The organism is Pseudomonas sp. JDS08PS003 (assembly GCF_045013505.1).
Classification (GTDB): domain Bacteria; phylum Pseudomonadota; class Gammaproteobacteria; order Pseudomonadales; family Pseudomonadaceae; genus Aquipseudomonas; species Aquipseudomonas protegens_B.
On sequence record NZ_CP120724.1, the window covers coordinates 1211422 to 1233161 of the forward strand.

Here is a 21740-nt window from a genome sequence, read left to right on the forward strand (position 1 = left end):
CGATACTGCCCGGGTCGGTCGATACTGACCAACGAAACTTCCTAAGAGATCCTTTAGCAGGACTAAACGATGAGCCGTCAGTTTCATGCCCAGACCTATGTCTGGCTGCATGTGTTTTCCTGTGCCGCGCGGCACCTGTCCTTTACCCGTTGTGCCGAAGAACTGCACATCACTCCCGGGGCGGTCAGCCAGCAGATCCGCCAGTTGGAAGAGCGCCTGGGTTTGCGCCTGTTTCACCGTCGGCCCCGGGGTGTGGAACTGAGTGCCGAAGGCCAGCGGCTGGCGCTGACGGTGAGCGAGGCCTACGGCAGCATCGATGCGGAACTGCGGCGCCTGGACGCGGGAATGATCAGCGGCACCCTGCGTCTGCGTTCGATCCCCTCGTTTCTTGGCAAGTGGCTGACGCCCCGTTTGCCGCGGCTGCAACAGCGTTATCCGGAGATCCAGCTGCGGCTGGTGGCGGAGGACAGCAGCGTAGCCCTGCATGAAGGCGACTTCGATCTGGCCATCGACCTGAACGACGGCAGCTACCCCGGCTTGCAATCCACCGCGTTGCTGGACGAGCAGATCTTCCCGGTCTGCGCGCCGACTCTGCTAAGGGGTCGTCCGCCGTTGCACGGACCGGCGGACCTGGCGCATTTTCCATTGCTGCACGACATCACCGCCTGGCGCGGCAGCTATGAATACGCCGAATGGGAGTTCTACCTGAATGCCATCGGCTTCGAAGGCGCGGATGTGCGTCGTGGCCACACCTTCAACCGCAACCACCTGACCATCGAGGCGGCGATCGCCGGCATGGGCGTGGCGATTGCCCGGCGTACCCTGCTCAATGACGAACTGGAGCGCGGCACCCTGATCGTGCCTTTCGGTCTGGCAGTGCCCAACCACAAACGCTACGTGTTGCTCTATGCGCCGGGCGCCCTGAGCCATCCGGGTGTGCGCGCGGTGCATGACTGGCTGGTGGAGGAAGCGGAGATCTTTCGCGGTTTGCACCCTCTGGGTGAGGGGCAATTGTGAGGGTTTGAGCGAGGAAGCTGAATCGAGTCAACTCCCGACCTTAACAGCGCCTTTGCAGTTTGTCCGGCTTTATTTGCGTATGAATATTTATCTTTTTTAAGGGGTTGAAATGTTCGCCGCCGTGCCTAATTGTGTAATCAAGAGGTCACGAAATGCAGGTTCCAACACACTGCCTTGACCCTCTTACGAGCAAGCTGAAATAAGGGAAGAACTATGCAAATCCAAGTCCATAGCGATAACCATATTCAAAGCAGCCTTCGGATGGAGGAGTGGGTGCGCAGCACCGTTGAAAGCACGCTCGAACGCTACGAAGAAGACCTGACCCGGGTAGTGGTCCACCTGCGGGACGAGAACGGCGGCAAGTCAGGTCCGGACGACATGCGCTGCCAGCTGGAAGCCCGTCCGAAAGGTCACCAACCGATTTCCGTGACCCACAAGGCCGACACCCTGGAACAGGCCCTCGATGGCGCCACCATCAAGCTGGAAAGTGCCCTGGAGCACATGTTCGGTAAACTGCGCGGCAAACGTGCGGCGGCGGTGCCCAGCAGCGATGGCACCGAGGCGGATGCTCTGCTCGAAGAAGAATTCCTGGAAAACCAACAGGCCGCGCTCAATAGCTGACGGCTGAGTTTCTCCCCCAACCAACGGGCCTGCATTGCAGGCCCGTTTTGTTGTGGGCGAGAAAAAGTCAGAACGCCACTGAAGTCTGTACGTAAAGGGTGCGCGGCTCACCCACGTACTTGCCCTTGTTGTTGTCGTCGAAGGAGCGGGTGAAGTACTGGTGGTTGAAGATGTTCTTCACGCCCACCGCGACATTCAGGTCCGACAGCTGCGGACCGAAGTCGTAGCCGGCGCGAGTGCTGAAGAGCATGTAGCCGGGGATGCGGCCGTTGCTGCCGTCAACGCTTTCGCGTGACGTGTTGGCGTTGTCGGCGAACTGGCCGCTCTGGTAGCTGCTGTCGAGGTTGAGCTTCCACGGACCTTCGGTGTAGCTCACCCCCAGGGTGCCCTTGTGCTTGGAGGAGAAGGGCACGCGGTTGCCCTTGTTCGGGCCGTCCTCACGAATCGTGGCATCGACGTAGGCATAGGTGGCGTAGACGTTGAAACCGGCCAGCGCCGGATCGAGGCCGTCCAGGGCGTAGTTGATGCTGCTCTCGATGCCCTGGTGGCGGGTTTCACCCCGGGCGATCACCGTGTCGTTGGTCTGGTTGCTGTCGTACTGGTTGTCGAAGTTGATCAGGAAGGCGCCGATCTCTGCCCGCAGGGTGCCGTCGTCATAGCGGGTGCCCAGTTCCCAGGTACGGGCCTTTTCCGGTTTGACCTCGCCGCTGGCCACGCGGTTGGGCATCTGGCTGTACTGCACGCTGCCGAAGGAGCCTTCGGTGTTGGCGTAGAGGTTCCAGCTCTCGTTGAGGTGATACATCACATTCAGCGCCGGCAGCGCGGTGTTGTAGTCGCCTTTGTATTTAACATTGGTGAGGTTGTTGCTCTGCTGCGACTCGATCATCTCGTAGCGGATGCCCGGGGTCAGGGTCCACTTGCCGATATCGATCCGGTCGTCGACGAAGAACGCGTGGGCCTCGGTGCCACCGCGGGTATCCCGGTCGTTGCGGCTGTTGGTGGTGGGCAGTTGCTGGTTGGCGGTCAGCGGTGTGCGATAGCGCAGTTCATGCCCGGCTTCGTTGATGTAGCGGTAGCCGACGCCCACTTCATGGCTGCTGTCTCCCAGGTCGAAGCCCTGGGCGAAGCGGGTTTCCAGGCCACGTACCCAGTACTCGCGGGGTGACAGGGAGAGGAAACTGCCCTGGTCCAGATAGCCGCTGCGCAGGGTCTTGGTGAAGAAGCTGTTGACGGTGAACTCCCGGCGATCTTCCTGATAGCGATAGCCGACGTTGAACATCGTGCGTCGACCCCAGAATTTGTCATAGGGACGGGTGGACTGATACGGGTCGGCCTTGTAGTTCGCCACGTTCAGGCCACCGGGCATGTCCGCTTCACCCTCGTAGTACTGGGCCATGGCATTGAAGCTGTTGGCCTCGTCGAGCTGGTACTTGCCCTTGAGGATCAGGTCGTCGATCTGCGTGTCGCTGTGTTCGCGCCAGTCGCCGCCGCGGGTGCCGGAGTACAGCAGGGCGCCACCCAGGCCGTTGTCGGCCGTGCCGCCGGCCAGCAGGTTGGCGCTGGTCTTGAAACCGTCATGGCTGGAGGAGGGGCTGGTCTCGGTCTGAAAACCACCCTTGACCGTCGGTGCGTCGGGAATCGCCCGGGTCACGAAGTTGACGATGCCGCCGACGTTCTGCGGGCCGTAGCGCACGGCGCCGCCGCCACGCACCACGTCCACGGCATCCATGTTGCCCATGCTGATGGGGGCAAACGACAGTTGCGGCTGACCGTAGGGGGCGAAGGGTACCGGGATGCCGTCCATCAGCACCGTGGAGCGCGAGGCCAGACGCGGATTGAGGCCGCGAATGCCGAAGTTCAGGGCCATGTCGTGGCTGCCGGTGCCGTTGTTGTCCGGTGCATTGACCCCGGGAATCCGATTGAGCACGTCCCGGGCCTGGGTCGCGCCCTGACGCTCGAACTCTTCCCGCCGAATTACGTCCCGGGCGCCGGGGTGCTCGAAGACATCGCTCTGCTGGGCATCGCCGAGCCAGTCACCGACCACGCTGGAGGCTTCCAGCTGCACCGACGCCGGGGCAGTCTCGGGGCTGGCCGGTTGCAGGCTGAAGGCGTTGCTGCCCTCGGCTCGGGCTTGCAGGCCGGTGCCTTGCAGCAGGGCGTCGAGGCCTTGCTGCGGGCTGTACTGGCCTTCCAGGCCACGGCTTTGCACACCGCTGGTGACCTGTGAACCGAAGGAAATCAGCACCCCGGCTTGCCGGCCGAACTGGTTCAGCGCGTTCTCCAGTGAGGTCGGGGCAATGTGATAACTCTTGGCCTGGGCCTCGGCGGCTTGGACCAGGGGCAGGCTGGCCAAGCTCAGGCTTGCCCCCAGCAGCAGGTGACGCAGGGTGCGGGCCAGGGGCGTGAGGCGGGTGGGTTGCTCGGTCATGAACGGTGATCCTGAGAAGGGGGAATCAAGGTGGCTTTCCTTCTCTGTCACCCGAGCCCTGGAAAACGGCTCACCTGAATTGAAAGTTTTTTTCCGGTATGGAAAACACTCAGCCAATCACCGGCCAGACTTAGGCCCGCGCCTGGACGGTGACCCAATAACGGGTAAAGCGCCGCACCCGCACCGGCAGGCTGATTTCCAGCAGCTCGAGAATCCGCTCGCTGTCATCCAGGGGATAACTGCCGGAGATCAGCAGGTCCGCCACCTGGGCGTCGCAGTTCAACTGGCCACGACGGTAGCGCCCCAACTCGTCGAGGAAATCCGCCAGGCGCATATGGGCCGCCACCAGCATGCCTTCGCTCCAGGCACCGCTGCCGGCATCCAGGGCCCGGGGCGGCTTCCAACTGCTGTGGGTGAAATTCAATTGTTGTCCGGCCGCGACTTGAGGCGGCAGTGCGCTGTAGTGCGAAGGCGTCACACTGACCGTTCCGGAAAATACCGCCAACTGACTGTGCTCCTTGAACTGGCGCAGGTTGATCCGTGCGGCAGCGGGTCGTACCTGCCCCTGGGCGGTCTGTACCAGCAGCGGCCGGGCGTCCTTGCCGGCGCTGAGCATGATCTCGCCCTCCAGCAGGCGGATCAGTCGTTGCTGTCCATCGAAGCGCACATCCACCGCGCTGCTGGTGTTGAGCTGCAGCTGGCTGCCATCGCTCAGTTGCAAAGTGCGCCGCTGGCCCAGGGAGCTGCGGTAGTCCGCCAACAGCGGCGGCAGCGGGTTGTGTTCCCGCAGGCCCCAGGCGGCGGCCGAGCCGGCACCGAGAATCAGCAGCAGCTTCAAGGCCTGGCGCCGGCTGGCGGACTTCGGCGCATTCAAGGCCGCGTGGGCCAGGGGCGAGGACAAGCCGCGCAAGCGCTGATTGACCCGTTGAATATGCTCCCAGGCTCGCTGATGTTCGCTGTGGGCGTCGTGCCATTGCTGCCAGGCCGCTTGCTGGCGCGGGCTCAAGGCGCCGCCTTGCATTTCGATCAGCCAGTGCACGGCCTGTTCGGCCACGGGGTTGCTGAAGTCGGGCTGGCCATTGAGGTGTGGATTCATCGAGGCGCTCACAGGGCGAAATAGCAGCGCATGGCGGCTTTGTTCAGATGACGTTTGACCGTGGCGATGGAGATGTTCAATTGCTCGGCAATCTGGCCGTAGGTCAGGCCATCGAGCTGACAGAGCAGAAAGGCCCGCTTGACCGGGCGTGGCAGGCCGTCGAGCAAGGCGTCCAGCTCCATCAGGGTCTGCAGGATGATGGCCCGCTCCTCTTCGGAGGGGGCCACCTGCTCCGGCATCTGCGCCAGGGTTTCCTGATAGGCCCGCTCCAGGTCCTGGCGTCGGAAGTGGTTGAACAACACCCGTTTGGCGATGGTGGTGAGAAACGCCCGGGGTTCGATCAGGGTCGGAGTTTCCCGGGCACTGAGTACGCGAATAAAGGTGTCCTGGGCCAGGTCGGCGGCACTGTGGGGGCAGCCGAGCCGGCGCCGCAGCCAAGTGTTCAGCCAGCTGTGATGGGCTTGGTAGAGGCCTTCGACGGTAGCGCAATGGGACAAGTCGGACGCTCCTGCACCTATAAGGCGCATAAGAGAACAAGAATTGTTCGCATTGTAGTGGTGCGACATGGCATTCGGCAATCAGCCCGGACCGACGGAAACGAACGGTTTTGTCAGTGTTTTTTTGCGCATGAGAATATTTATCATTAGTATTGTCCGCCTGTTTCTCCCCGACGGCCTGTGCAGTGCCCCGGGCATCCCCTCGCTTCAAGGTTCAAACATGAAAAGCAAGGCCGGCGGAATTCCCGCTTCCTATCGTCTGGCAGTGGTGTCGCGGGTCTGTGCCGCGGTCCTGGGTGGTTATCTGCTGGCGGCGCTGTCCAGCGTCTGCCTGACCCTGCTGCTGCCCATTCCCAGGGCCGACGCCGTGCTCAGCGGGATGATGGCCTCCTTTGTGTTCTATCTGCTGGCGGTGCTCTGGTGCTTCTCCTGTCGCACTGCCTGGCAGGCCTGGTTCGGCCTGTTGCTGCCAAGCCTGGTGCTGGCGCTGGTCGCCGGCAGCGCCTATTGGGTGGCATTGCCATGAAGGAAGGTTTCCGTCAGTCCATGGCCTGGCTGCACACCTGGGGCGGGCTGGTGTTCGGCTGGTTGCTGTTCGCGATTTTCTTCACCGGGACCCTGTCCTACTTCAAGGAAGAAATTACCCACTGGATGCAGCCGGAAGCCCCGGTCCGGGCCGTGAATGCCGATACCAGCCTGGATCGCGCCCAGCGTTACCTGGAACAGCACGGCCAGGGTGCACAGCGCTGGTTCATCAGCCTGCCCGATGCGCGCCAGCCGCTGCTGTCGGTGGCCTGGCAGGCGCCGAGCGCCCCGGGCGAGCGTGGCGACTTCACGGAAAAACTCCTGGACCCCAGCACCGGCAGCGAACTGCAGGTGCGCGATACCCGTGGCGGCGAGTTCTTCTATCGCTTTCACTTCCAGTTGCAAATGCCTTATCCCTGGGGGCGCTGGTTGTCGACCCTGGCCGCCATGGTGATGTTCGTGGCCCTGATCAGCGGCATCATCATCCACAAGAAAATCTTCAAGGACTTCTTCACCTTCCGGCCCCGCAAGGGCCAGCGCACCTGGCTCGACGGGCACAACGCGGTGGGCGTGCTGGTGCTGCCATTCCACCTGATGATCACCTACAGCAGCCTGGTGATCTTCATGTCCATGGTCATGCCGGCGAGCATCCTGGTGGCGTACAAGGGCGACAGCAGTGCTTTCTTCAAGGACTTGCGGCCTGCCAGCAACAGCACCCCGGCGGCCGGGCAGCCGGCAGCGCTGACGGCCCTCGACCCGCTGCTCAAGCAAGCCCTGGAGCATTGGCCGGGGGGCCATGCGCAGCGGCTGGTGGTCAACCACCCGGGGGATGTGAACGCCTCGGTACACGTCATGCGCCACAGTGCCGACCGGGTGGCCCGGGATCTTGGCAGCACCGTGTCGTTCAACGGGGTCACCGGCCAGCCGTTGGAGGCCAGCCCCGAACAGTCCCTGCCCATGGCCATCGGCGGCAGTTTCTATGGTTTGCACATGGGCCTGTTCGCCGGTCCGGTGTTGCGCTGGCTGTACTTTATCTGCGGCCTGGCGAGCACCGCGATGATCGGCACCGGGCTGGTGATCTGGCTGGGCAAGCGCCAGCTCAAGCACGCCAAGAGCGGGGTCATGCCCTTTGAGCTGCGCCTGGTGGAAGTGCTGAACATTGCCAGCATGTCCGGGCTGGTACTGGCGGTGGCCGGCTTCTTCTGGGCCAACCGGCTGTTGCCGGCAGCCTTCGCCGAGCGCGCCGACTGGGAGGTCAACAGCTTCTTCATCCTGTGGGGCCTGAGCCTGGTGCATGCCGTGGTCCGGCCCGGGCGGCGAGCCTGGGTCGAGCAATTGAGTCTCGCCGCCTTGCTGTTCACCTGCATCCCCTTGCTGGACGCTGTGACCAGCCCGAGCCTGATGGACGGCTTCATGGTGCGTGGCGACTGGATGCTGGCGGGCTTCGACCTGGCCTGCCTGAGCAGCGGCCTGTTCCTGGCCTGGGCGGCGCGCAAGATGCATCGCGGCCAGCAAGCACCGGCCCGTGCTGCGCCCCGTGCGGCACGGCAACGGCCACTGGCCCCTGAAACCAAGGTGAACTGATGTTGCTGGCGCTGCTGCTGTGTTTTGCCGGATTCACCGGCCTGTGCCTGTCCCTGGACCGGCATCACGGCGAGCTGCTGGGGCACAAGCCCACGACTCGGCGCCGCCATGGCCTGCGCCTGGGAGGCTGGTTGCTGCTGGGCCTGTCGTTGGCGGCGGCAGTGCAGGACACCGGCTGGAGCCTGGGGCTGGTGCAGTGGTGCGCCGTGCTGATGTGCAGTGCCTTGCTGCTGGTGTTGCTGCTGCCCTATCGCCCGCGTCTGGTGCTGTCGATGGCGGGGGCCAGTCTGTTGGCCAGCCCCCTCGCGGCCCTGGCCCAGTTCTGAGGGAGCGGCCCGTGATGAGCGCCCTGCCGCCGGAGCCCGGCGATCTGGATCACCCCGATCTGCGGGGCAGTCGTGCGCATTTTCTCCAGGTGTTCCTGTCCCAGCGTTCGCAGATGGAAGCCCTGGTCAGCCGCCGGGTCGGCTGCCGGGCCACCGCCGCGGATCTGGTGCAGGACCTGTTCCTGCGCTTCTGGCGCCGGCCTCTGGTGCAGGTCGAAGAGCTCAGCACCTACCTGCTGCGCTGCGCCGGCAACATCGCCATCGATCATTTGCGCAGCGAAGGTGCACGGGTGCGGGTCAGTGAAGGCTGGCTGCCGGAGCAGCAGGACAACCAGGGCTGCGAGCCCCAGGCCGCCCTGGAAGCCGGCAACGACCTGCGGCACGTGGAGGCCGCCCTGCGCAGCCTGCCGCAGCGGACCCGGCAGATCTTCCTGCTCAACCGTATCCACGGGCGCAAGTACGCCGAGATTGCCAAGGTCATGGGCCTGTCCCAAAGCGCCGTGGAAAAACATATGATGCGCGCCCTCGAAGCCTGCAAGGCCAGCCTGCGGGAACCCTCGACCACGCGCACGCCAAGGAATGCACCGTGAATCAGCGCTCCAGTGTCATCCCGACGCCCGCCCAGGAACAGGCCGCCCTGGCCTGGCTGAGCCTGCTTCACGACCAGCCCAGCAGTGGCGACCAGGCCACCTTCAGCCAATGGCTGCAGGCCGATCCGGCCCACGTCGAAGCCTATGCCCAGGCCCAGGTGCTGTGGGAGTTGAGCGAACAGCCGGCGCGGACCCTGGCGGATGAAGACGCCCTGGCCCTGCAGGGCCTGCTGCGCGCCATGGATGGAGCCAGGGCTCGGGCCCGGCGGCGCTGGTCGGCGGGGTTGGCCATGGCCGCCAGTGTACTGCTGGTGGTCGCCCTGGGCGCCGGCTGGCAGCCGGGCCGTTGGGTCGATGACCTGGGAGCCGATTACGTTTCGGCACCGGGCCAGGTCCGCACGGTGATTCTTGCCGACCAGAGTCAGGTAACCCTGGACGCCGACAGCGCCATTGCCGTGGACTTCAGCCGCGGCGAACGGCATGTGCAGCTGCGTCGTGGCGCTGGTTTCTTCAGCGTCAGCCACACCGGCGCGCCCTTTGTGGTAGCGGCCGGGGAGGGCGAAGCGCGGGTCCTGGGCACCCAGTTCGAAGTGCGTCTGCAAGCGGACGGTGCCCAGGTTACGGTGCTGTCCGGGCGTGTCGGGGTCACGGCTGCCCAAGGCGCGGCGCAGCAGGTGCTCGGTGCCGGCCAGCAGGTGGCGTACGGTCATGGTCAGGCGACCCCGTTGCAGGGTGTCGACAGCGAGGCGCAACTGGCCTGGCGCCAGGGTTGGCTGAACTACTACCACGCGCCCCTGGCCGTGGTGGTGCAGGACCTGCGGCGCTATTTCCCCGGACGCATCCTGCTGCTCGATGACCAACTGGCAGCGCGTCGGGTCAGTGGCAGTTTCTCCAGCAAGGACCCTCAGGCGGTCCTCGATTCCTTGCAGGCGGCCCTGGGCTTCGAACAGCACCAACTCCTCGGCAGGCTCATAGTCCTGCGCTGAAAGGCCCGTCCCAGAGCTCCCGAACATTCATCGATATCACACGGTTCTGTCACCAAACCGTTACATCAGGCGCGGATGATCTGCGGATTCCTGAGCACATGGTCAGGATCGGCGAGGGTTGTGATTCAGCTCTCACAAGGGAGGGAAGGCTGAAGCGGGAGCAAGACGATGCGCAGCTGGGATGTCGCTAAAAAGAAGAAGGCCCACATCGAAATCATTCCGATGATCGATGTGATGATGTTTCTCCTGGTGTTCTTCGTACTGATCAGTCTCAACGTGATTCCCGCCGTGGGAATCAAGACGCAGTTGCCGGTCGCCAGTACCGCGCAACAATTGAAGCCGCAAAACAAGGCGGTGATTACCCTGGGCTTGCAAGAACGCCTGCAACTCGACGGCCAGGATCTGGATGAAGGGGCGCTGTTGGCACAACTCAAAGTGCTGAACAACGGCAGCGAAAAGTTGGTGATCATTATTAATAGCGATCAGGGTGTTGAAGTTAAACGCCTGGTTTCGGTGATGGACTTGCTCAAGGGCAATGGCTTCTCTTCCGTCTCCATCGCTACGCGCAAGTCCTGACGCCATGTTCGGTTTATATAGAACTCGCAAGTGGCTTGCGTGCCTGCTGCCGGCCGGCCTGCTGTTTCTGCTGATCTATGCCAGTCAGTTGCAACAGTTGCAGATCAAGCCGGTGTACGACGAAAGCACGGTGGAAATTGCCCTGGTGGATGCGGCGGAACTGGTGGCCGCGGCAGAGCCGCCACCGCCTGAACCCGAGCCGCTGCCGATCGAGCCCGAGCCACCGCTGGTGGTGCCCGACGAAGAACCGCTGGTGATCGAGCCGCCCAAGCCCAAGCCGGTGGTCAAGCCCAAACCCCCAGCGCCCAAGCCGTTGCTGGCCAAGCCGCAACCGCCCAAGCCGGCTCCGGCTCAGGTGGCCAGGAGTGCCCCCGCGCCGCAGCCTGCGGTGGTTGCAGCGCCGCAACCGGCGGTGGCGCCAGCGGCTCCCGCACCGGCTCCGGCCCCCGCACCCGCGGCGCCCGCCAGTGCCATCAAGGAAAGCCTGTACACCGCCGCTTTGCGCAAGGAACTGGAAAAGCACAAGCAATACCCCAGTGGCCGCGAGGCCTCGCTGCAACGTCCCCAGGGCGATGTAGTGATCTGGCTGGAAGTCGATCGGGCCGGCAACGTGCTCGACAGTGGCATCGAAAACAAGGCGCCGAACATGTTGCTCAATCGCGCCGCGCAAACCAGTTTGCGCCGCGTGGAGAAAGTTTCACCGTTTCCCTCGGACGCGTTCTCCGGCAAGAACAAGCAACGTTTTACCGCGACCTTTAGTTACAACGTGGAATAAACCCATCACCTATTAACGAAAGTTGTAAGCAAGGGATTGACCCGTGAAGATCAATAAACTTTATGCCCTGCTTCTGGCATCGGGCCTGGGCAGTTTTGCGCCATTGGTTATGGCCGACGATACAGTGGACGTCGGTTCGGTGAACGTTGCCGGTAAACAGACCCTGGGCAACGGCCACATGATCAAGGAAGAAAGCGCCAAAGGGCGCTCCACCGTGACCAAGGAGGCCATGGATCAGATGGCCCCCACTGCCAACGCCGTGGACAAGCTCAAGTACACCCCGGGGATCAACGTCTCCAGCACCGACGCCACCGGCCTGAGCGGCACCAACTTCACCATGCGCGGGATGAACTCCGACCAGGTCGGGCTTTCCGCCGACGGTTTCCCGATCAACGATTCGGGGGACTACAGCATCTACCCGAACCTGATGGGCGACCCGGAGAACTTCAGTGAAGTCTTCGTCACCCAGGGCTCGTCGGAAGCCGACGGCCCGCACATCGGTTCCAGTGGCGGCAACATCGGCCTGGTGACCGTGCGCCCGACCAAGGACTTCGGCGTCTTCGCCAAGCAGTCCATCGGTTCGAACAACGTGCGCAAGAGCTTCGCCCGTCTCAACACCGGTGACTTGGGCGGCTTCAAGACCTGGGTCTCGGCGTCCCACACCGAGGGCGACAAGTGGCGGGGCAAGGGCACCCTGCGGGCCGACAAGGTCGAGTGGAACACCCTGTTCGAAGACGGCAACGGCAACTCCACCAATGCCATCGTCAAGTACAACCTGCAGGAAAACTACAACTACAACAGCCTCAGCAAGGCCCAGTTCCAGAATCAGGGCCGGCGCCTGGACTACTCGGAAAGCACCGTGTTCAAGAACGGCAGCGTGTCCCAGTCCTACAAGCTCAACCGCAACCCCTTCGAAAGCGTGACCGCCTCGGTCACCCAGCGCTTCCAGCTGCGCGATGACCTGAGCCTGACCTTGAACCCGTACTACGTGTGGTCCAACGGCGGCAGCTTCAGCGGCCAGACCGCCACCAGCTTGTCCGCCTCGTCGAACAAGGCCGGCAACTACAACTTGGCCGGCTTGCCCAGCGGCACCTACTACCGGCCTTCGTGGACCGAAACCTGGCGCCCCGGGATGACCACCAAGCTCAAGTGGGACCTCAACGAAGAGCACAGCCTGGACGTCGGCTACTGGTACGAGCGCGCCCGCCAGCGCCAGACCCAGCCCTTCATCGGGATCAAGGGCAATGGCGCCCCGGAAAATGTCTGGGGCGACTACAACGGTTCCGACCAACTGGTGGACCGCAACGGCGCCACGGTCCAGGGCCGTCACCAATACACCGTGACCCCGGCGCAGAAACTCTGGGTGCAGGACACCTGGCAGGCGACCCCGGACCTGACCCTCACCGGGGCCCTGGCCTACCAGTACGTGGAACGTGACGGCAACAACCTCGGCAGCCTCACCGACAAGCCGGAAAAACGCGACGCCAAGTACCACGAGTTCCTGCCCAGCTTCAACGCCAAGTACCAGATCGACCCGAGCAACCAGGCCTTCTACAACGTCACCCGCAACATGCGCACGCCGCCCAACTACGTGCTCTACAACAAGGGTGATTCCATCAGCCTGAAACCCGAGCTGAGCTGGAACCAGGAACTGGGTTGGCGCTACAGCGAAGAGAACATGGCCCTGAGCGCGACCCTGTTCTACATCAGCTTCAAGGACCGGCAGATCTCCACCACCGACGTCAACGGCGACTACGTAGTGGCCAACGTCGGCGAAGTGAAGAACCGCGGCCTGGAGCTGGAGTGGAGCGGCAAGTTGCCACACAACTTCAACTACTACGCCTCGTACACCTACACCAAGTCCGAGCAGATGGACGACCTGAGCAACAAGAACGTGCTGCTGCCCACCTCCGGCAAGCAACTGGCCAACGTGCCGGAAAACATGTTCAACCTGAGCCTGGGCTACGACGACTCGCGCTACTACGGCAACGTCGTCGGCAAGTACGTCGGCGCCTTCTACGGCGACCTGACCAACGACGAGAAGATCGCCGGACGCACCGTGGTGGATCTCAATGCCGGTATCCACTTGCCGGTGGACAAGAAAGTGCTGAAGTCCGCGACCCTGCGCTTCTCCATGCTCAACGTGTTCGACAAGGAATACCTGGCCTCGACCCGCACCGTGTCGTTCAACACCCAGCGCACCAATGGCCTGGCACCGAGCACCGCCTACTACAACGTCGGTGAGGAACGCACCGCGATGGTCTCCCTGGAAGCCGGGTTCTGATCCGTTTCAGGCACACGAGGAAATGACGATGGACATGAATCTGCTGCACGACATCACCTTCTACACCATGTACGGCGCTGCTGCGATTGCCGCCTTTATCGCGGTAGAGCGGGGCATCTACTTCAGTTTCAGCCTGCGCCAGGCGAAGAAACTGGAGGCCGTGCTCAACCCGAAGATGCACAGCGTCGACGACCTGCCCGCCGAACTGCGTGAGCGCAACAGCCTGCCCCTGGAAATGGTCGCCGAGCTGTTTGCCCACAAGCAGGGACTGGCCAGCCACAAGGACCTGGAAGACCTCAGCGAGTCGATCTACATCGCCACCCGCAGCAAGCTGATGCACGGTCTGTGGCTGCTGGAAACCGTGGTCACCGCCGCGCCCCTGCTGGGGCTCTTGGGCACCATCCTGGGGATCATCGACACCTTCAAGGCCTTGGCCGAGACCGGCGTCAGCGATCCGGGCGAAGTGTCCAAGGGCATCGGCACCGCGCTCTACGCCACGGCCCTGGGTATCGCCATCGCCCTGGGCAGCATGATCTTCCACAACCACTTCCAGGACCGGGTCGAGCGCATCACCGACCACCTGAAGATCCTCCTGCTGCGCGCCGGCATGGGCACCGCGCTGAAAGCTCCAACGGCCGCACCAGCGGTGCATGGCGGCCTGCAAACCGCCTGATGAGTTGCCCTCTGTAGCCGCTGGTGATCGACGCTGGGGCCCCTGTTGTTCAGGGGGCTGCGCCGGCTGATCACCAGCGGTCTTTTTTTGCCGATTTGCCAAGGACTCTATCCATGTCCCGTCTTCGTCCCATGCCCCGGATGCTGGGTGCACTGACCCTGGCCCTGGTCACCCTGGCCGGTTGCAGCTCGGTGCCACGCGAGCCGCAACCGGTGGCGGTGAACATCGTCGCCATCAACGACTTGCACGGCTATCTGCAGGCCAACCCCTTCAGCGTCAAGGATCCCCAGGCCCCCGGCGGTGTGCGCAAGCTGCAGGCCGGGGGCATCGCCACTCTGGGCGGCATGCTGACCCAGTTGCGCCAGCAGGACCCGCAATTGCTGTTCATCGGCGCCGGCGACCTGGTGGGCGGCAGCCCGCCGCTGTCGGCCATGTGGGCCGACGAACCGACCCTGGAAGCCCTGCGCCACATGGGCATGAAGCTCAGCGCCATCGGCAACCACGAACTGGACAACGGCAAGGCCGAGTTCCTGCGCCAGCTCAACGGCGGCTGCCAGTCATCACGGCCGGACAAGGCCTGCCAGTTCCGAGCGAATTACCCGGGCAGCGGTTTCCCCTACCTGGCGGCCAACCTGCTGGACAGCGACACCGGCAAACCGCTGTTGCCGGCCTATCGCATCGAAGAGGTGCGCGGGGTCAAGGTGGCCTTCGTTGGCGCGGTGCTGCGGGACGTGGCTTCGGTGGTCAGCGCCAAGGGCATGCGTGGCCTCAAGGTTGCCGATGAAGCCGAATCCATCAACCAGCTGATCCCCGAGCTCAATGCCCAGGGCGTTAACGCCATCGTCGCCGTGGTGCACCAGGGCGGCGCGACCCCGGAACCGTTCGACAAGCAGGACTGCTCGCAACTCGGCGGCGATATCGTCGACGTGGCCAAGCGCCTGGACCCGGCGGTGGACGTGCTGATCAGCGCTCACTCGCATCAGGGCTACCTGTGCAAGGTCGGGCCATTGCTGGTGACCCAAGGCAATTCCTACGGCCACCTGCTGACCCATCTGACCCTGCAAGTGACCCCGGGCCAGCACCGGGTGGCGAGCATCCAGGCGCTCAACCTGTTGGCCGACCCGGCCCGTTATCCACAGGACCAGGACTTGGCGAAGCTGCAACAGGAGGTCGAGGCCCGCAGCAATCAGGTGCTGCTCCAGCCGGTGGGGGCGATTGCCGCCTCGCCGATTGCCCGGCGCGCCGACAACGCCGGGGAAATGCCCATCGGCGACCTGATCGCCGATGCCCATCTGGCGGGGGGCCGGGCCAACGGTGCGCAAATCGCCTTCATGAATACCGGCGGCATTCGCAGCGATCTGGCCCTGGAGCCGGGGCAGACCCAAGTGAACTACGGGCAACTGGCGACCCTGCAGCCGTTCAACAACAACCTGATCGCCTTCGACCTCACGGGGCGGCAGATCGAACAGGTGCTCAACCAGCAATGGAAGGGCGCGGACGATGCCAATATCCTGCAAGTGTCCCAGGGCTTCAGCTACCGCTGGGATGCCAAGCGTCCGCTGGACAGCCGCGTGGTGCCGGGCAGTGTGCGTCTCAATGGCCAGCCACTGCAGGCCGACGGCAGCTACCGGCTGGTGATGAATGGTTTCCTGGCCGACGGCGGTGACCGCTTCAGTCTGTTCAAGAGCGGCCTGAACCGCAGTGACCTGGGGGTTTCCGACCTGGAGGCGATGTTGCAGTACCTCAAGGCCATGGACCAGCAGCGTAGGCCGGTGGGTTCCAGCAGCAGCGCCGGGCGTATCCAGCGCAGCAACTAGCGCCCTGCGATCCCTGTAGCCGCCGGTTGCCGCGGCTACAGGAGACGCTCCCGAGCCGCGCCGGGGGGCATGCTTGTCAGGTCCCTGAAAATATTTTCAAAAAACAGGTGAGGTCTTTGCGCTCGACGTCCGTGTAATGCTTGAAAGTGCGATTAATTCGCATTCACAGCGCTTTTACACACGAGTCTCAAGCATGAAGTCCAGGGCACATTCGGCGGCAAACGGTTCGGTCAAACGGTGGTTCGGCGCTTCGGCGCTGGTGGTGTCGGGGTTGGCCTTGCTGCCCCTGAGCGTGGCGCAGGCGGCCGAGGCCGGCAGTGCGCAACACAATTCGCTGTTCAACTTTGCCATCGCGGCCAAGCCGCTGCCCCAGGCCCTGAGCGATTTCACCCGGGTGACCGGGATCAGCGTGGTCTACACCGACGAAGCGCCTTATGCGTTCAAGGCACCGGCCCTCAGTGGCCAGTTCAGCGCCGAACAGGCCCTGCAGCGTCTGCTGGGCGGTTCCGGCTTCACGTACCGGCGCAGCGACGCGCACACCCTGGTCCTAGAACCCTTGCCCAACAGTGGCGCACTGAACCTGGGGGCCACCAGCATCACCACCCAGGGCATCGACGACAGCACCAGCTACCAGCCACCGGCCACCACTTCGGTGGCCCGTTCCCAGGCGCTGAACCAGGAAATCCCGCAGATCATCAACGTAGTGCCGGCTCAGGTGCTGCGGGACCAGACCCCGCGCAATCTGGATGACGCCCTGAAGAACGTCAGTGGCATCACTCAGACCAACACCCTGGGCGGCACCCAGGATGCGGTGCTGCTGCGTGGTTTCGGCGACAACCGCAACGGCTCGATCATGCGCGACAGCATGCCGGTGGTGCAGGGCCGCTCCCTGAACGCCACGGCGGACCGGGTGGAAGTGATCAAGGGCCCGTCGTCGCTGCTCTATGGCATCCAGGACCCGGGCGGGGTCATCAACATCGTCAGTAAGAAGCCTGAACTGCAGCAGTCCACGGCCCTGACCGTGCGTGGCTCGACCTACGGCTCGGGCAAGAACGGCAGCGGCGGCAGCCTCGACACCACCGGACCGCTGGGTGATTCCGGGCTGGCCTACCGCTTGATCGTCGACCACGAGGACGAAGACTACTGGCGCAACTTCGGCACCCATCGCGAATCCCTGGTGGCGCCGTCCCTGGCCTGGTACGGCGAGCGCACCAAGGTGCTGCTGGCCTATGAGCACCGTGAGTTCCTGACCCCCTTCGACCGTGGCACCGCCATCGACCCCAAGACCAACCACCCGCTGGACATCCCCGCCACCCGACGCCTGGACGAGCCGTTCAACAACATGGAAGGGCGCTCGGACCTGTATCGCTTCGAAGTCGACCACGAGCTCAGCGACGACTGGAAGGCCCACTTCGGCTACAGCTGGAACCGCGAGACCTACGACGCCAGCCAGGTGCGCCTGACCGCGGTGAATGCCAACGGCACCCTGACCCGGACCATGGACGGCACCCAGAACGCCCTGACCACCGACCGCTACGCCACCGTCAGCCTGGAAGGCAAGGTGCAGCTGGGCGGCATGCGGCATGATCTGGTGTTCGGCCTGGACGACGAGTACCGCAAGATCTACCGCGCCGACCTGATCCGCGGCAAGAGCACCAGCTTCAACTACCGCAACCCGGTGTATGGCCAGCAAGTGGCGGGAACCAACGTCAGCGCCCCGGACAGCGACCAGACCGACTTGCTGCGCAGCGACTCGCTGTTCTTCCAGGACGCCATCCACCTCACCGACCAGTGGATTCTGGTGGGCGGCGGGCGCTTCCAGGAGTACGACCAGTACGCCGGCAAGGGCCGGCCGTTCCACGTCAACACCAACAGCAACGGGCAGAAGTTCGTGCCCCGTGCCGGCCTGGTGTACCGCTACACCGACCAGCTGTCGTTCTATGGCAGCTACACCGAGTCGTTCAAACCCAACTCCAGCATCGCTCAACTGGCCGGGGGCAGCGTGGTGCTGGACGGTTCCATCGCTCCGGAAGAAGCCAAATCCTGGGAACTGGGGGCCAAGCTCGACATGCCAGGGCGCATCACCGCCAGCGCGGCGCTGTTCGACATCATCAAGCGCAACGTACTGGTGACCACCGCCACGGCCACCGAGACCGTTTCCAGCGTCGCCGGCGAAGTGCATTCCCAGGGCCTGGAACTGGACCTGACCGGACAGCTCACCGATCAGTGGAGCCTGATCGGCAGCTATGCCTACACCGACGCCGAGGTCACCAAGGACACCCAATACAAGGGCAAGCAACTGCAGAACGTGGCCAAGAACACCGGCTCGCTGTCGGCGGTCTACGACTTCGGCAGCCTGATCGGCGGCGACCGCCTGCGGGTGGGGGCCGGGGCCCGCTACGTGGGTGAGCGTGCCGGTGACGCGCCCAACAGCTTCGACCTGCCGGGCTACACCGTGGCCGATGCCTTCGCCACCTACGACACTCAGGTCGAAGGGCAGAAGGTCAAGTTCCAGCTCAACGTGAAGAACCTGTTCGACAAGACCTACTACACCTCGTCGGTGAGCAAGTTCTTCGTGTCCATGGGGGACGCTCGCCAGGTGTCGCTGTCCAGCACCCTGGAGTTCTGATGAGAACCCTGATCCTGGGCTGGGCCTTGGCGTTCTGTGGCGTGGCCCAGGCGGCCGTGCCGACGGATGAACGCCTCTACCACCGTGAGCAGCAAGTGCTGTTGCCGGGGTCCGGCAGCAGTTGGGGCTTCATCGCCCTGGACCCGACCCGGCCCTACCTGTTCCTGGCGCGGCGGGAAAACGGCCTGAGCGTGTTCGATGTCGACAAGCAGCGCCCGGTGCGGACCATCGAGCAGTCGCAGGGGGCCAACGGCGTCGTGTTCGTCCCGGAGCTGGATCGCCTGCTGTTGCTCAATACCGACGGCAGCCTGGGGGTGGTGGAGTTATCCACACTCAAGCTGCTCAAGCGTATCGCCGTGACCAAGAGCAACCTCAACAGCGCGGTGTACGAGCCGCGCACGGGGCAGGTGATCATCGTCAGCGGGCGCCGGGCCGATCGTTCGACCCTGTTCGTCTTTGATCCCAAAGAGCAGCGGATCAGCGCCGCCCATGAGTTGGCGGTGAAGAAGATCGACCCGTTGCTGCTCAAGGGGGATGGCAGTTTCTTCTTGCCGATGCGCGATGAGGGCGTCGTGGCGCGGCTGTCCTCCAGCAGTTTCAAGGTCCTGGATCGCTGGCAGTATTCCGACTGCCCGCGGCCCAGTGCTCTGGCCCAGGATGAACAGCGCGGGCGGCTGTTCGTTGCTTGCCGCGGTGAACGGCCGGTGCTGCTGGTGCTCGACCGTGACAGCGGCGCGCTGAAAGCCAGCCTGCCGATCACCCGCGACGTCAACGCCCTGGCCTACGATCCGCAGGCTCGGCGCTTGTTGATTGCCAGTGGGGTGGACGCCAACCTCAGCGTCATCGTCCAACTCGATGCCGACCGCTACCGGCCCCTGGGTACCGTCAGCACCCAGCCCATGGCCTACAACATGGCGTTCGACCCGCGCAGCCAGCGGGTCTATCTGGCGGCCATGGACTTCACCCAACCGGCCGCCAGCCCGGACGAGCCAAGGCCGGACCCGCTGTTTCATGCCAATACCTTCAAGGTCATCACCCTGGCGCCCTAATCAGCGCCAAGTGCCAGGGCTTGCGCTTGCGTCGCACAGTCGCCGCTGGCGCTCAGGCCCTTGGCGCGAACGGCCAGCAGCTCTTGCCGGGCGACGGCGAAGTCGGCCTGGAAGGTCGGGTTGGTGTGCAAGCGGGCCACGGTGGTTGCGCCAATCTCACGGCCTTCACGCACATCGCTGTACCAATGCACGTTGCACACCATGCGACTTTCCGAATAGGCCCGGCCGCGGGCCCAGAGCGCGTTGCCGTGTTCGGGGGCCAGTTCGCTCAACAGCAGCGCCCAGGTCCAGCCGATGGCGCTGTGGCCCGAGGGGTAGGAACCATCTGCGGCCAGCTTCGCCTCATCTTCCGGGGTGCAGCTGGGCTGCTGGTTATAGACGAAGGGCCGGGTGCGCTGGTAGCGCTTCTTTGCGCCATAGGTGGCCAGCCCGGCATCGGTCAGGGTCCGCCGTAAGACTCTGTACAGCGCAGGTGTTTGCTGCTCGCTGATTGGCGCATTCAGGGCACAGGAAAACGTCTCTGCGGCGGCGGGGAACTTCAGGTTGGCATCGCTGGCGGCCAACTCCCAGCGTTTGCTGCCACGCAAGGCCTGGCTTTTTTCAGCCATGCTCTGGTCCAGCGCGAAGGCTGGAGTCCCCACCGCAGGAGGTGGCGGTAACAGCGACAGACTATTGGGCAGGTCCTGCTGTTTCAGATAACCGATCAAGTAACCCGGTCGGAACTCCGGGACACTTTCCGGTTGAGCACTTTGTTCGGCCAGCGCTGGGTTGATCAGGCTTAAAAACAATAGACCGGCCAAACGTTTTGATAGAAGACGTTGCATGTGGATATCACCTCTAAAAGTTAGATCCGCTACATCGGTTCTGCTTGTTGGATTACTTGATGTTCCAGGCGTAATTGAACATCAGTCGCGTATCATCGGTATCGCGGATGAAGTTTTTGGCATAGTTGGAGCGATAGAGCGCACTGCGCAGGCGCACACTTAAATTCTTTAGTGGACCTTGTTGCACGACGTAACGCAGTTCGTTATCCAACTCCCATGACTTGCCAATGGTTCGGCTGCCGGTGATCTCGGCATGGCTGCCGGATATATAACGGCTGTTGAAACTCAGGCCCGGCAAGCCCAGGCTGGCGAAGTCATAGCCATAACGAAGTGCCCAGGAACGTTCCTTGGCATTGGCGAAGTCGCCCAGTACCGATAAGTTGATCAAGTTGGCATCGGCACCCAGGATGTTGGCATAACCGGTGTCTCCCAACATTCGCTGATAAGCCAGGCCAAGGCTGTGGCCTTTATAGGCATAGCCGAGCAACCCCTGCAGGGCGCGGTTGTCGATCTTGCCGCCTTTGGCATTGCCGTAGTCGTTCATCAGGCTCAAGCGCAGATCGCTGCTGAACGTTCCCGCTCCCCAGGGGCTCTTGTTGACCAGGGTGAAAACCTGCTGGCGGTAGATGTCCTCCAGTTGGGCGACATGCAAGCGAGCCAGCCATTGCTTGTGGAATCGGTAGTCGACGCCCGCCATGTCGAAGTGTTCCGCCGTCGCACCCTGGCCCTGAAAGCGTCGGTTCAAGGGGCTCAAGGTCAGCGGCGTGTACTGCGTGGCGTTGCGCTGCATGACCCGGCTCAGGCGTCCGGCGGTAAACTCCAGGTCATCGATTTCATTCGACGTCAGCAGCCCGCCTTCAAAAAACTGCGGAAACAGGCGGCCGTCATTGGGTTTCAGCGTCGGCAGTACCGGCGGCACCAGCGCGCCGAGCTTGAACAGGGTCTTGCTGGCCTTGAGCTTCCCGGCCAGGGCCAGTTTCGAATAGTCATCCTCTGCCCGGCCATCGCGTGCCACCTTCAGCAGCCCGGTGCCGGTTCGGCCGGGCGCGGAATCCAGCTTGATGCCGAGCATGCCGATGGCGTCGGCACCCACACCCAGGCTGCCCTCGGTAAACCCCGAATCCAGGCGCAAGAGGAAACCTTGTGCCCATTCTTCACGGGTGGGCGCGGTGCCTTCGCGATAGTCCCGGTTGAAGTAGTAGTTGCGCAGCTCCAGGCGCGCGCTGCTGTCGTCAAGCAGTTCGGCGTTTACTGGGAGGGCCAGCACCGAGGCATACAGTAGAGTGGAGCGATTGATCCATTGTCGTGGCAAGTGTCTTGAAGGCATTTCATCGTTCTCTGTTTTTGTTGTTTTAGGAACAAGTCGATTGGGGCTTATGTGTCGAGTCTTTGCAGCTTTGTTTAAATGTTATGAGGGGTGGGTGGAAGTTGTGGGTATTGCTT

19 protein-coding genes are annotated in these 21740 nt (G+C 63.3%); 14 read left to right on the plus strand and 5 right to left on the minus strand.

The genetic code is table 11. From position 1 onward, the window contains the following. Nucleotides 1-69: 69 nt before the first annotated feature. A complete protein-coding gene (locus tag P7C00_RS05475) occupies nucleotides 70-1017 on the plus strand; it encodes a LysR substrate-binding domain-containing protein (RefSeq protein WP_346633576.1) in 948 nt (315 codons plus the stop codon). Between the two features lie 213 nt (nucleotides 1018-1230). After that, nucleotides 1231-1638 (plus strand): HPF/RaiA family ribosome-associated protein, encoded by a 408-nt coding sequence (locus P7C00_RS05480; protein ID WP_123727515.1) that lies wholly within the window; start codon nucleotides 1231-1233, stop codon nucleotides 1636-1638. Nucleotides 1639-1705: 67 nt separating this feature from the next. Here the strand turns inward: P7C00_RS05480 and fecA are convergent, their stop codons facing one another. The 3 genes from fecA to P7C00_RS05495 form a co-directional block, all read right to left on the minus strand. Next, complete coding sequence (fecA, locus tag P7C00_RS05485) at nucleotides 1706-4066, minus strand: TonB-dependent Fe(3+) dicitrate receptor FecA (RefSeq protein ID WP_404938253.1); 2361 nt, start codon at nucleotides 4064-4066, stop codon at nucleotides 1706-1708. A gap of 130 nt (nucleotides 4067-4196) precedes the next feature. After that, the gene (locus tag P7C00_RS05490) at nucleotides 4197-5162 is read right to left on the minus strand and encodes a FecR domain-containing protein (protein WP_404938254.1); all 966 of its coding nucleotides are present in this window, start codon (nucleotides 5160-5162) and stop codon (nucleotides 4197-4199) included. Nucleotides 5163-5170: 8 nt separating this feature from the next. Next, a complete protein-coding gene (locus P7C00_RS05495; protein WP_404938255.1) occupies nucleotides 5171-5689 on the minus strand; it encodes a sigma-70 family RNA polymerase sigma factor in 519 nt (172 codons plus the stop codon). Between the two features lie 190 nt (nucleotides 5690-5879). Here P7C00_RS05495 and P7C00_RS05500 point away from each other — a divergent pair, with 190 nt between their 5' ends. The 12 genes from P7C00_RS05500 (at nucleotide 5880) to P7C00_RS05555 (ending at nucleotide 19473) form a co-directional block, all read left to right on the plus strand. Beyond that, nucleotides 5880-6185, plus strand: coding sequence for a DUF3649 domain-containing protein (locus tag P7C00_RS05500; RefSeq protein WP_346633572.1), 306 nt, complete (start codon nucleotides 5880-5882; stop codon nucleotides 6183-6185). Beyond that, a complete protein-coding gene (locus P7C00_RS05505; protein WP_404938256.1) occupies nucleotides 6182-7768 on the plus strand; it encodes a PepSY-associated TM helix domain-containing protein in 1587 nt (528 codons plus the stop codon). The genes P7C00_RS05500 and P7C00_RS05505 overlap by 4 nt, the downstream gene beginning before the upstream one ends. After that, the gene (locus P7C00_RS05510) at nucleotides 7768-8094 is read left to right on the plus strand and encodes a DUF3325 domain-containing protein (RefSeq protein WP_346633570.1); all 327 of its coding nucleotides are present in this window, start codon (nucleotides 7768-7770) and stop codon (nucleotides 8092-8094) included. The genes P7C00_RS05505 and P7C00_RS05510 overlap by 1 nt, the downstream gene beginning before the upstream one ends. Before the next feature lie 14 nt (nucleotides 8095-8108). Beyond that, nucleotides 8109-8684 carry an RNA polymerase sigma factor gene (locus tag P7C00_RS05515; protein WP_123727522.1) on the plus strand — a complete coding sequence of 192 codons (576 nt, stop codon included), beginning with the start codon at nucleotides 8109-8111 and terminating at the stop codon, nucleotides 8682-8684. Further along, nucleotides 8681-9670, plus strand: coding sequence for a FecR family protein (locus P7C00_RS05520; protein ID WP_404938257.1), 990 nt, complete (start codon nucleotides 8681-8683; stop codon nucleotides 9668-9670). The genes P7C00_RS05515 and P7C00_RS05520 overlap by 4 nt, the downstream gene beginning before the upstream one ends. Before the next feature lie 168 nt (nucleotides 9671-9838). Continuing rightward, a complete protein-coding gene (locus P7C00_RS05525) occupies nucleotides 9839-10246 on the plus strand; it encodes a biopolymer transporter ExbD (protein WP_060837609.1) in 408 nt (135 codons plus the stop codon). A gap of 4 nt (nucleotides 10247-10250) precedes the next feature. Beyond that, on the plus strand, nucleotides 10251-11021 hold the full coding sequence (locus P7C00_RS05530; RefSeq protein ID WP_337154164.1) for an energy transducer TonB: 771 nt from the start codon (nucleotides 10251-10253) through the stop codon (nucleotides 11019-11021). 43 nt (nucleotides 11022-11064) lie between these two features. Continuing rightward, entirely contained in the window at nucleotides 11065-13305 is a 2241-nt protein-coding gene (locus tag P7C00_RS05535) for a TonB-dependent receptor (protein WP_346633568.1), read from the plus strand. 28 nt (nucleotides 13306-13333) lie between these two features. After that, complete coding sequence (locus P7C00_RS05540) at nucleotides 13334-13978, plus strand: MotA/TolQ/ExbB proton channel family protein (protein WP_161466216.1); 645 nt, start codon at nucleotides 13334-13336, stop codon at nucleotides 13976-13978. 113 nt (nucleotides 13979-14091) lie between these two features. Then, the gene (locus tag P7C00_RS05545) at nucleotides 14092-15795 is read left to right on the plus strand and encodes a bifunctional metallophosphatase/5'-nucleotidase (RefSeq protein ID WP_346633567.1); all 1704 of its coding nucleotides are present in this window, start codon (nucleotides 14092-14094) and stop codon (nucleotides 15793-15795) included. Between the two features lie 193 nt (nucleotides 15796-15988). Then, entirely contained in the window at nucleotides 15989-18424 is a 2436-nt protein-coding gene (locus P7C00_RS05550) for a TonB-dependent siderophore receptor (RefSeq protein WP_404938258.1), read from the plus strand. Further along, nucleotides 18424-19473, plus strand: a complete 1050-nt coding sequence (locus P7C00_RS05555; RefSeq protein WP_404938259.1) for a hypothetical protein — start codon at nucleotides 18424-18426, stop codon at nucleotides 19471-19473. The genes P7C00_RS05550 and P7C00_RS05555 overlap by 1 nt, the downstream gene beginning before the upstream one ends. Here the strand turns inward: P7C00_RS05555 and P7C00_RS05560 are convergent. Together P7C00_RS05560 and P7C00_RS05565 are read right to left on the minus strand one after the other, a co-directional pair. Further along, nucleotides 19470-20297, minus strand: a complete 828-nt coding sequence (locus P7C00_RS05560; protein WP_404938260.1) for an acid phosphatase — start codon at nucleotides 20295-20297, stop codon at nucleotides 19470-19472. The genes P7C00_RS05555 and P7C00_RS05560 overlap by 4 nt on opposite strands. Nucleotides 20298-20349: 52 nt before the next feature. Beyond that, nucleotides 20350-21624 (minus strand): OprD family porin, encoded by a 1275-nt coding sequence (locus tag P7C00_RS05565; RefSeq protein WP_404938261.1) that lies wholly within the window; start codon nucleotides 21622-21624, stop codon nucleotides 20350-20352. Nucleotides 21625-21740 lie beyond the last annotated feature (116 nt).

Bases quoted from the DNA above. Each gene is read 5' to 3' on its own strand.
- P7C00_RS05475 (WP_346633576.1), top strand. From the start codon at position 70: ATGAGCCGTCAGTTTCATGCCCAGACCTATGTCTGGCTGCATGTGTTT.
- P7C00_RS05480 (WP_123727515.1), top strand. From the start codon at position 1,231: ATGCAAATCCAAGTCCATAGCGATAACCATATTCAAAGCAGCCTTCGG.
- fecA (WP_404938253.1), bottom strand. From the start codon at position 4,066: ATGACCGAGCAACCCACCCGCCTCACGCCCCTGGCCCGCACCCTGCGT.
- P7C00_RS05490 (WP_404938254.1), bottom strand. From the start codon at position 5,162: ATGAATCCACACCTCAATGGCCAGCCCGACTTCAGCAACCCCGTGGCC.
- P7C00_RS05495 (WP_404938255.1), bottom strand. From the start codon at position 5,689: ATGCGCCTTATAGGTGCAGGAGCGTCCGACTTGTCCCATTGCGCTACC.
- P7C00_RS05500 (WP_346633572.1), top strand. From the start codon at position 5,880: ATGAAAAGCAAGGCCGGCGGAATTCCCGCTTCCTATCGTCTGGCAGTG.
- P7C00_RS05505 (WP_404938256.1), top strand. From the start codon at position 6,182: ATGAAGGAAGGTTTCCGTCAGTCCATGGCCTGGCTGCACACCTGGGGC.
- P7C00_RS05510 (WP_346633570.1), top strand. From the start codon at position 7,768: ATGTTGCTGGCGCTGCTGCTGTGTTTTGCCGGATTCACCGGCCTGTGC.
- P7C00_RS05515 (WP_123727522.1), top strand. From the start codon at position 8,109: ATGAGCGCCCTGCCGCCGGAGCCCGGCGATCTGGATCACCCCGATCTG.
- P7C00_RS05525 (WP_060837609.1), top strand. From the start codon at position 9,839: ATGCGCAGCTGGGATGTCGCTAAAAAGAAGAAGGCCCACATCGAAATC.
- P7C00_RS05530 (WP_337154164.1), top strand. From the start codon at position 10,251: ATGTTCGGTTTATATAGAACTCGCAAGTGGCTTGCGTGCCTGCTGCCG.
- P7C00_RS05540 (WP_161466216.1), top strand. From the start codon at position 13,334: ATGGACATGAATCTGCTGCACGACATCACCTTCTACACCATGTACGGC.
- P7C00_RS05545 (WP_346633567.1), top strand. From the start codon at position 14,092: ATGTCCCGTCTTCGTCCCATGCCCCGGATGCTGGGTGCACTGACCCTG.
- P7C00_RS05550 (WP_404938258.1), top strand. From the start codon at position 15,989: ATGAAGTCCAGGGCACATTCGGCGGCAAACGGTTCGGTCAAACGGTGG.
- P7C00_RS05555 (WP_404938259.1), top strand. From the start codon at position 18,424: ATGAGAACCCTGATCCTGGGCTGGGCCTTGGCGTTCTGTGGCGTGGCC.
- P7C00_RS05560 (WP_404938260.1), bottom strand. From the start codon at position 20,297: ATGCAACGTCTTCTATCAAAACGTTTGGCCGGTCTATTGTTTTTAAGC.
- P7C00_RS05565 (WP_404938261.1), bottom strand. From the start codon at position 21,624: ATGCCTTCAAGACACTTGCCACGACAATGGATCAATCGCTCCACTCTA.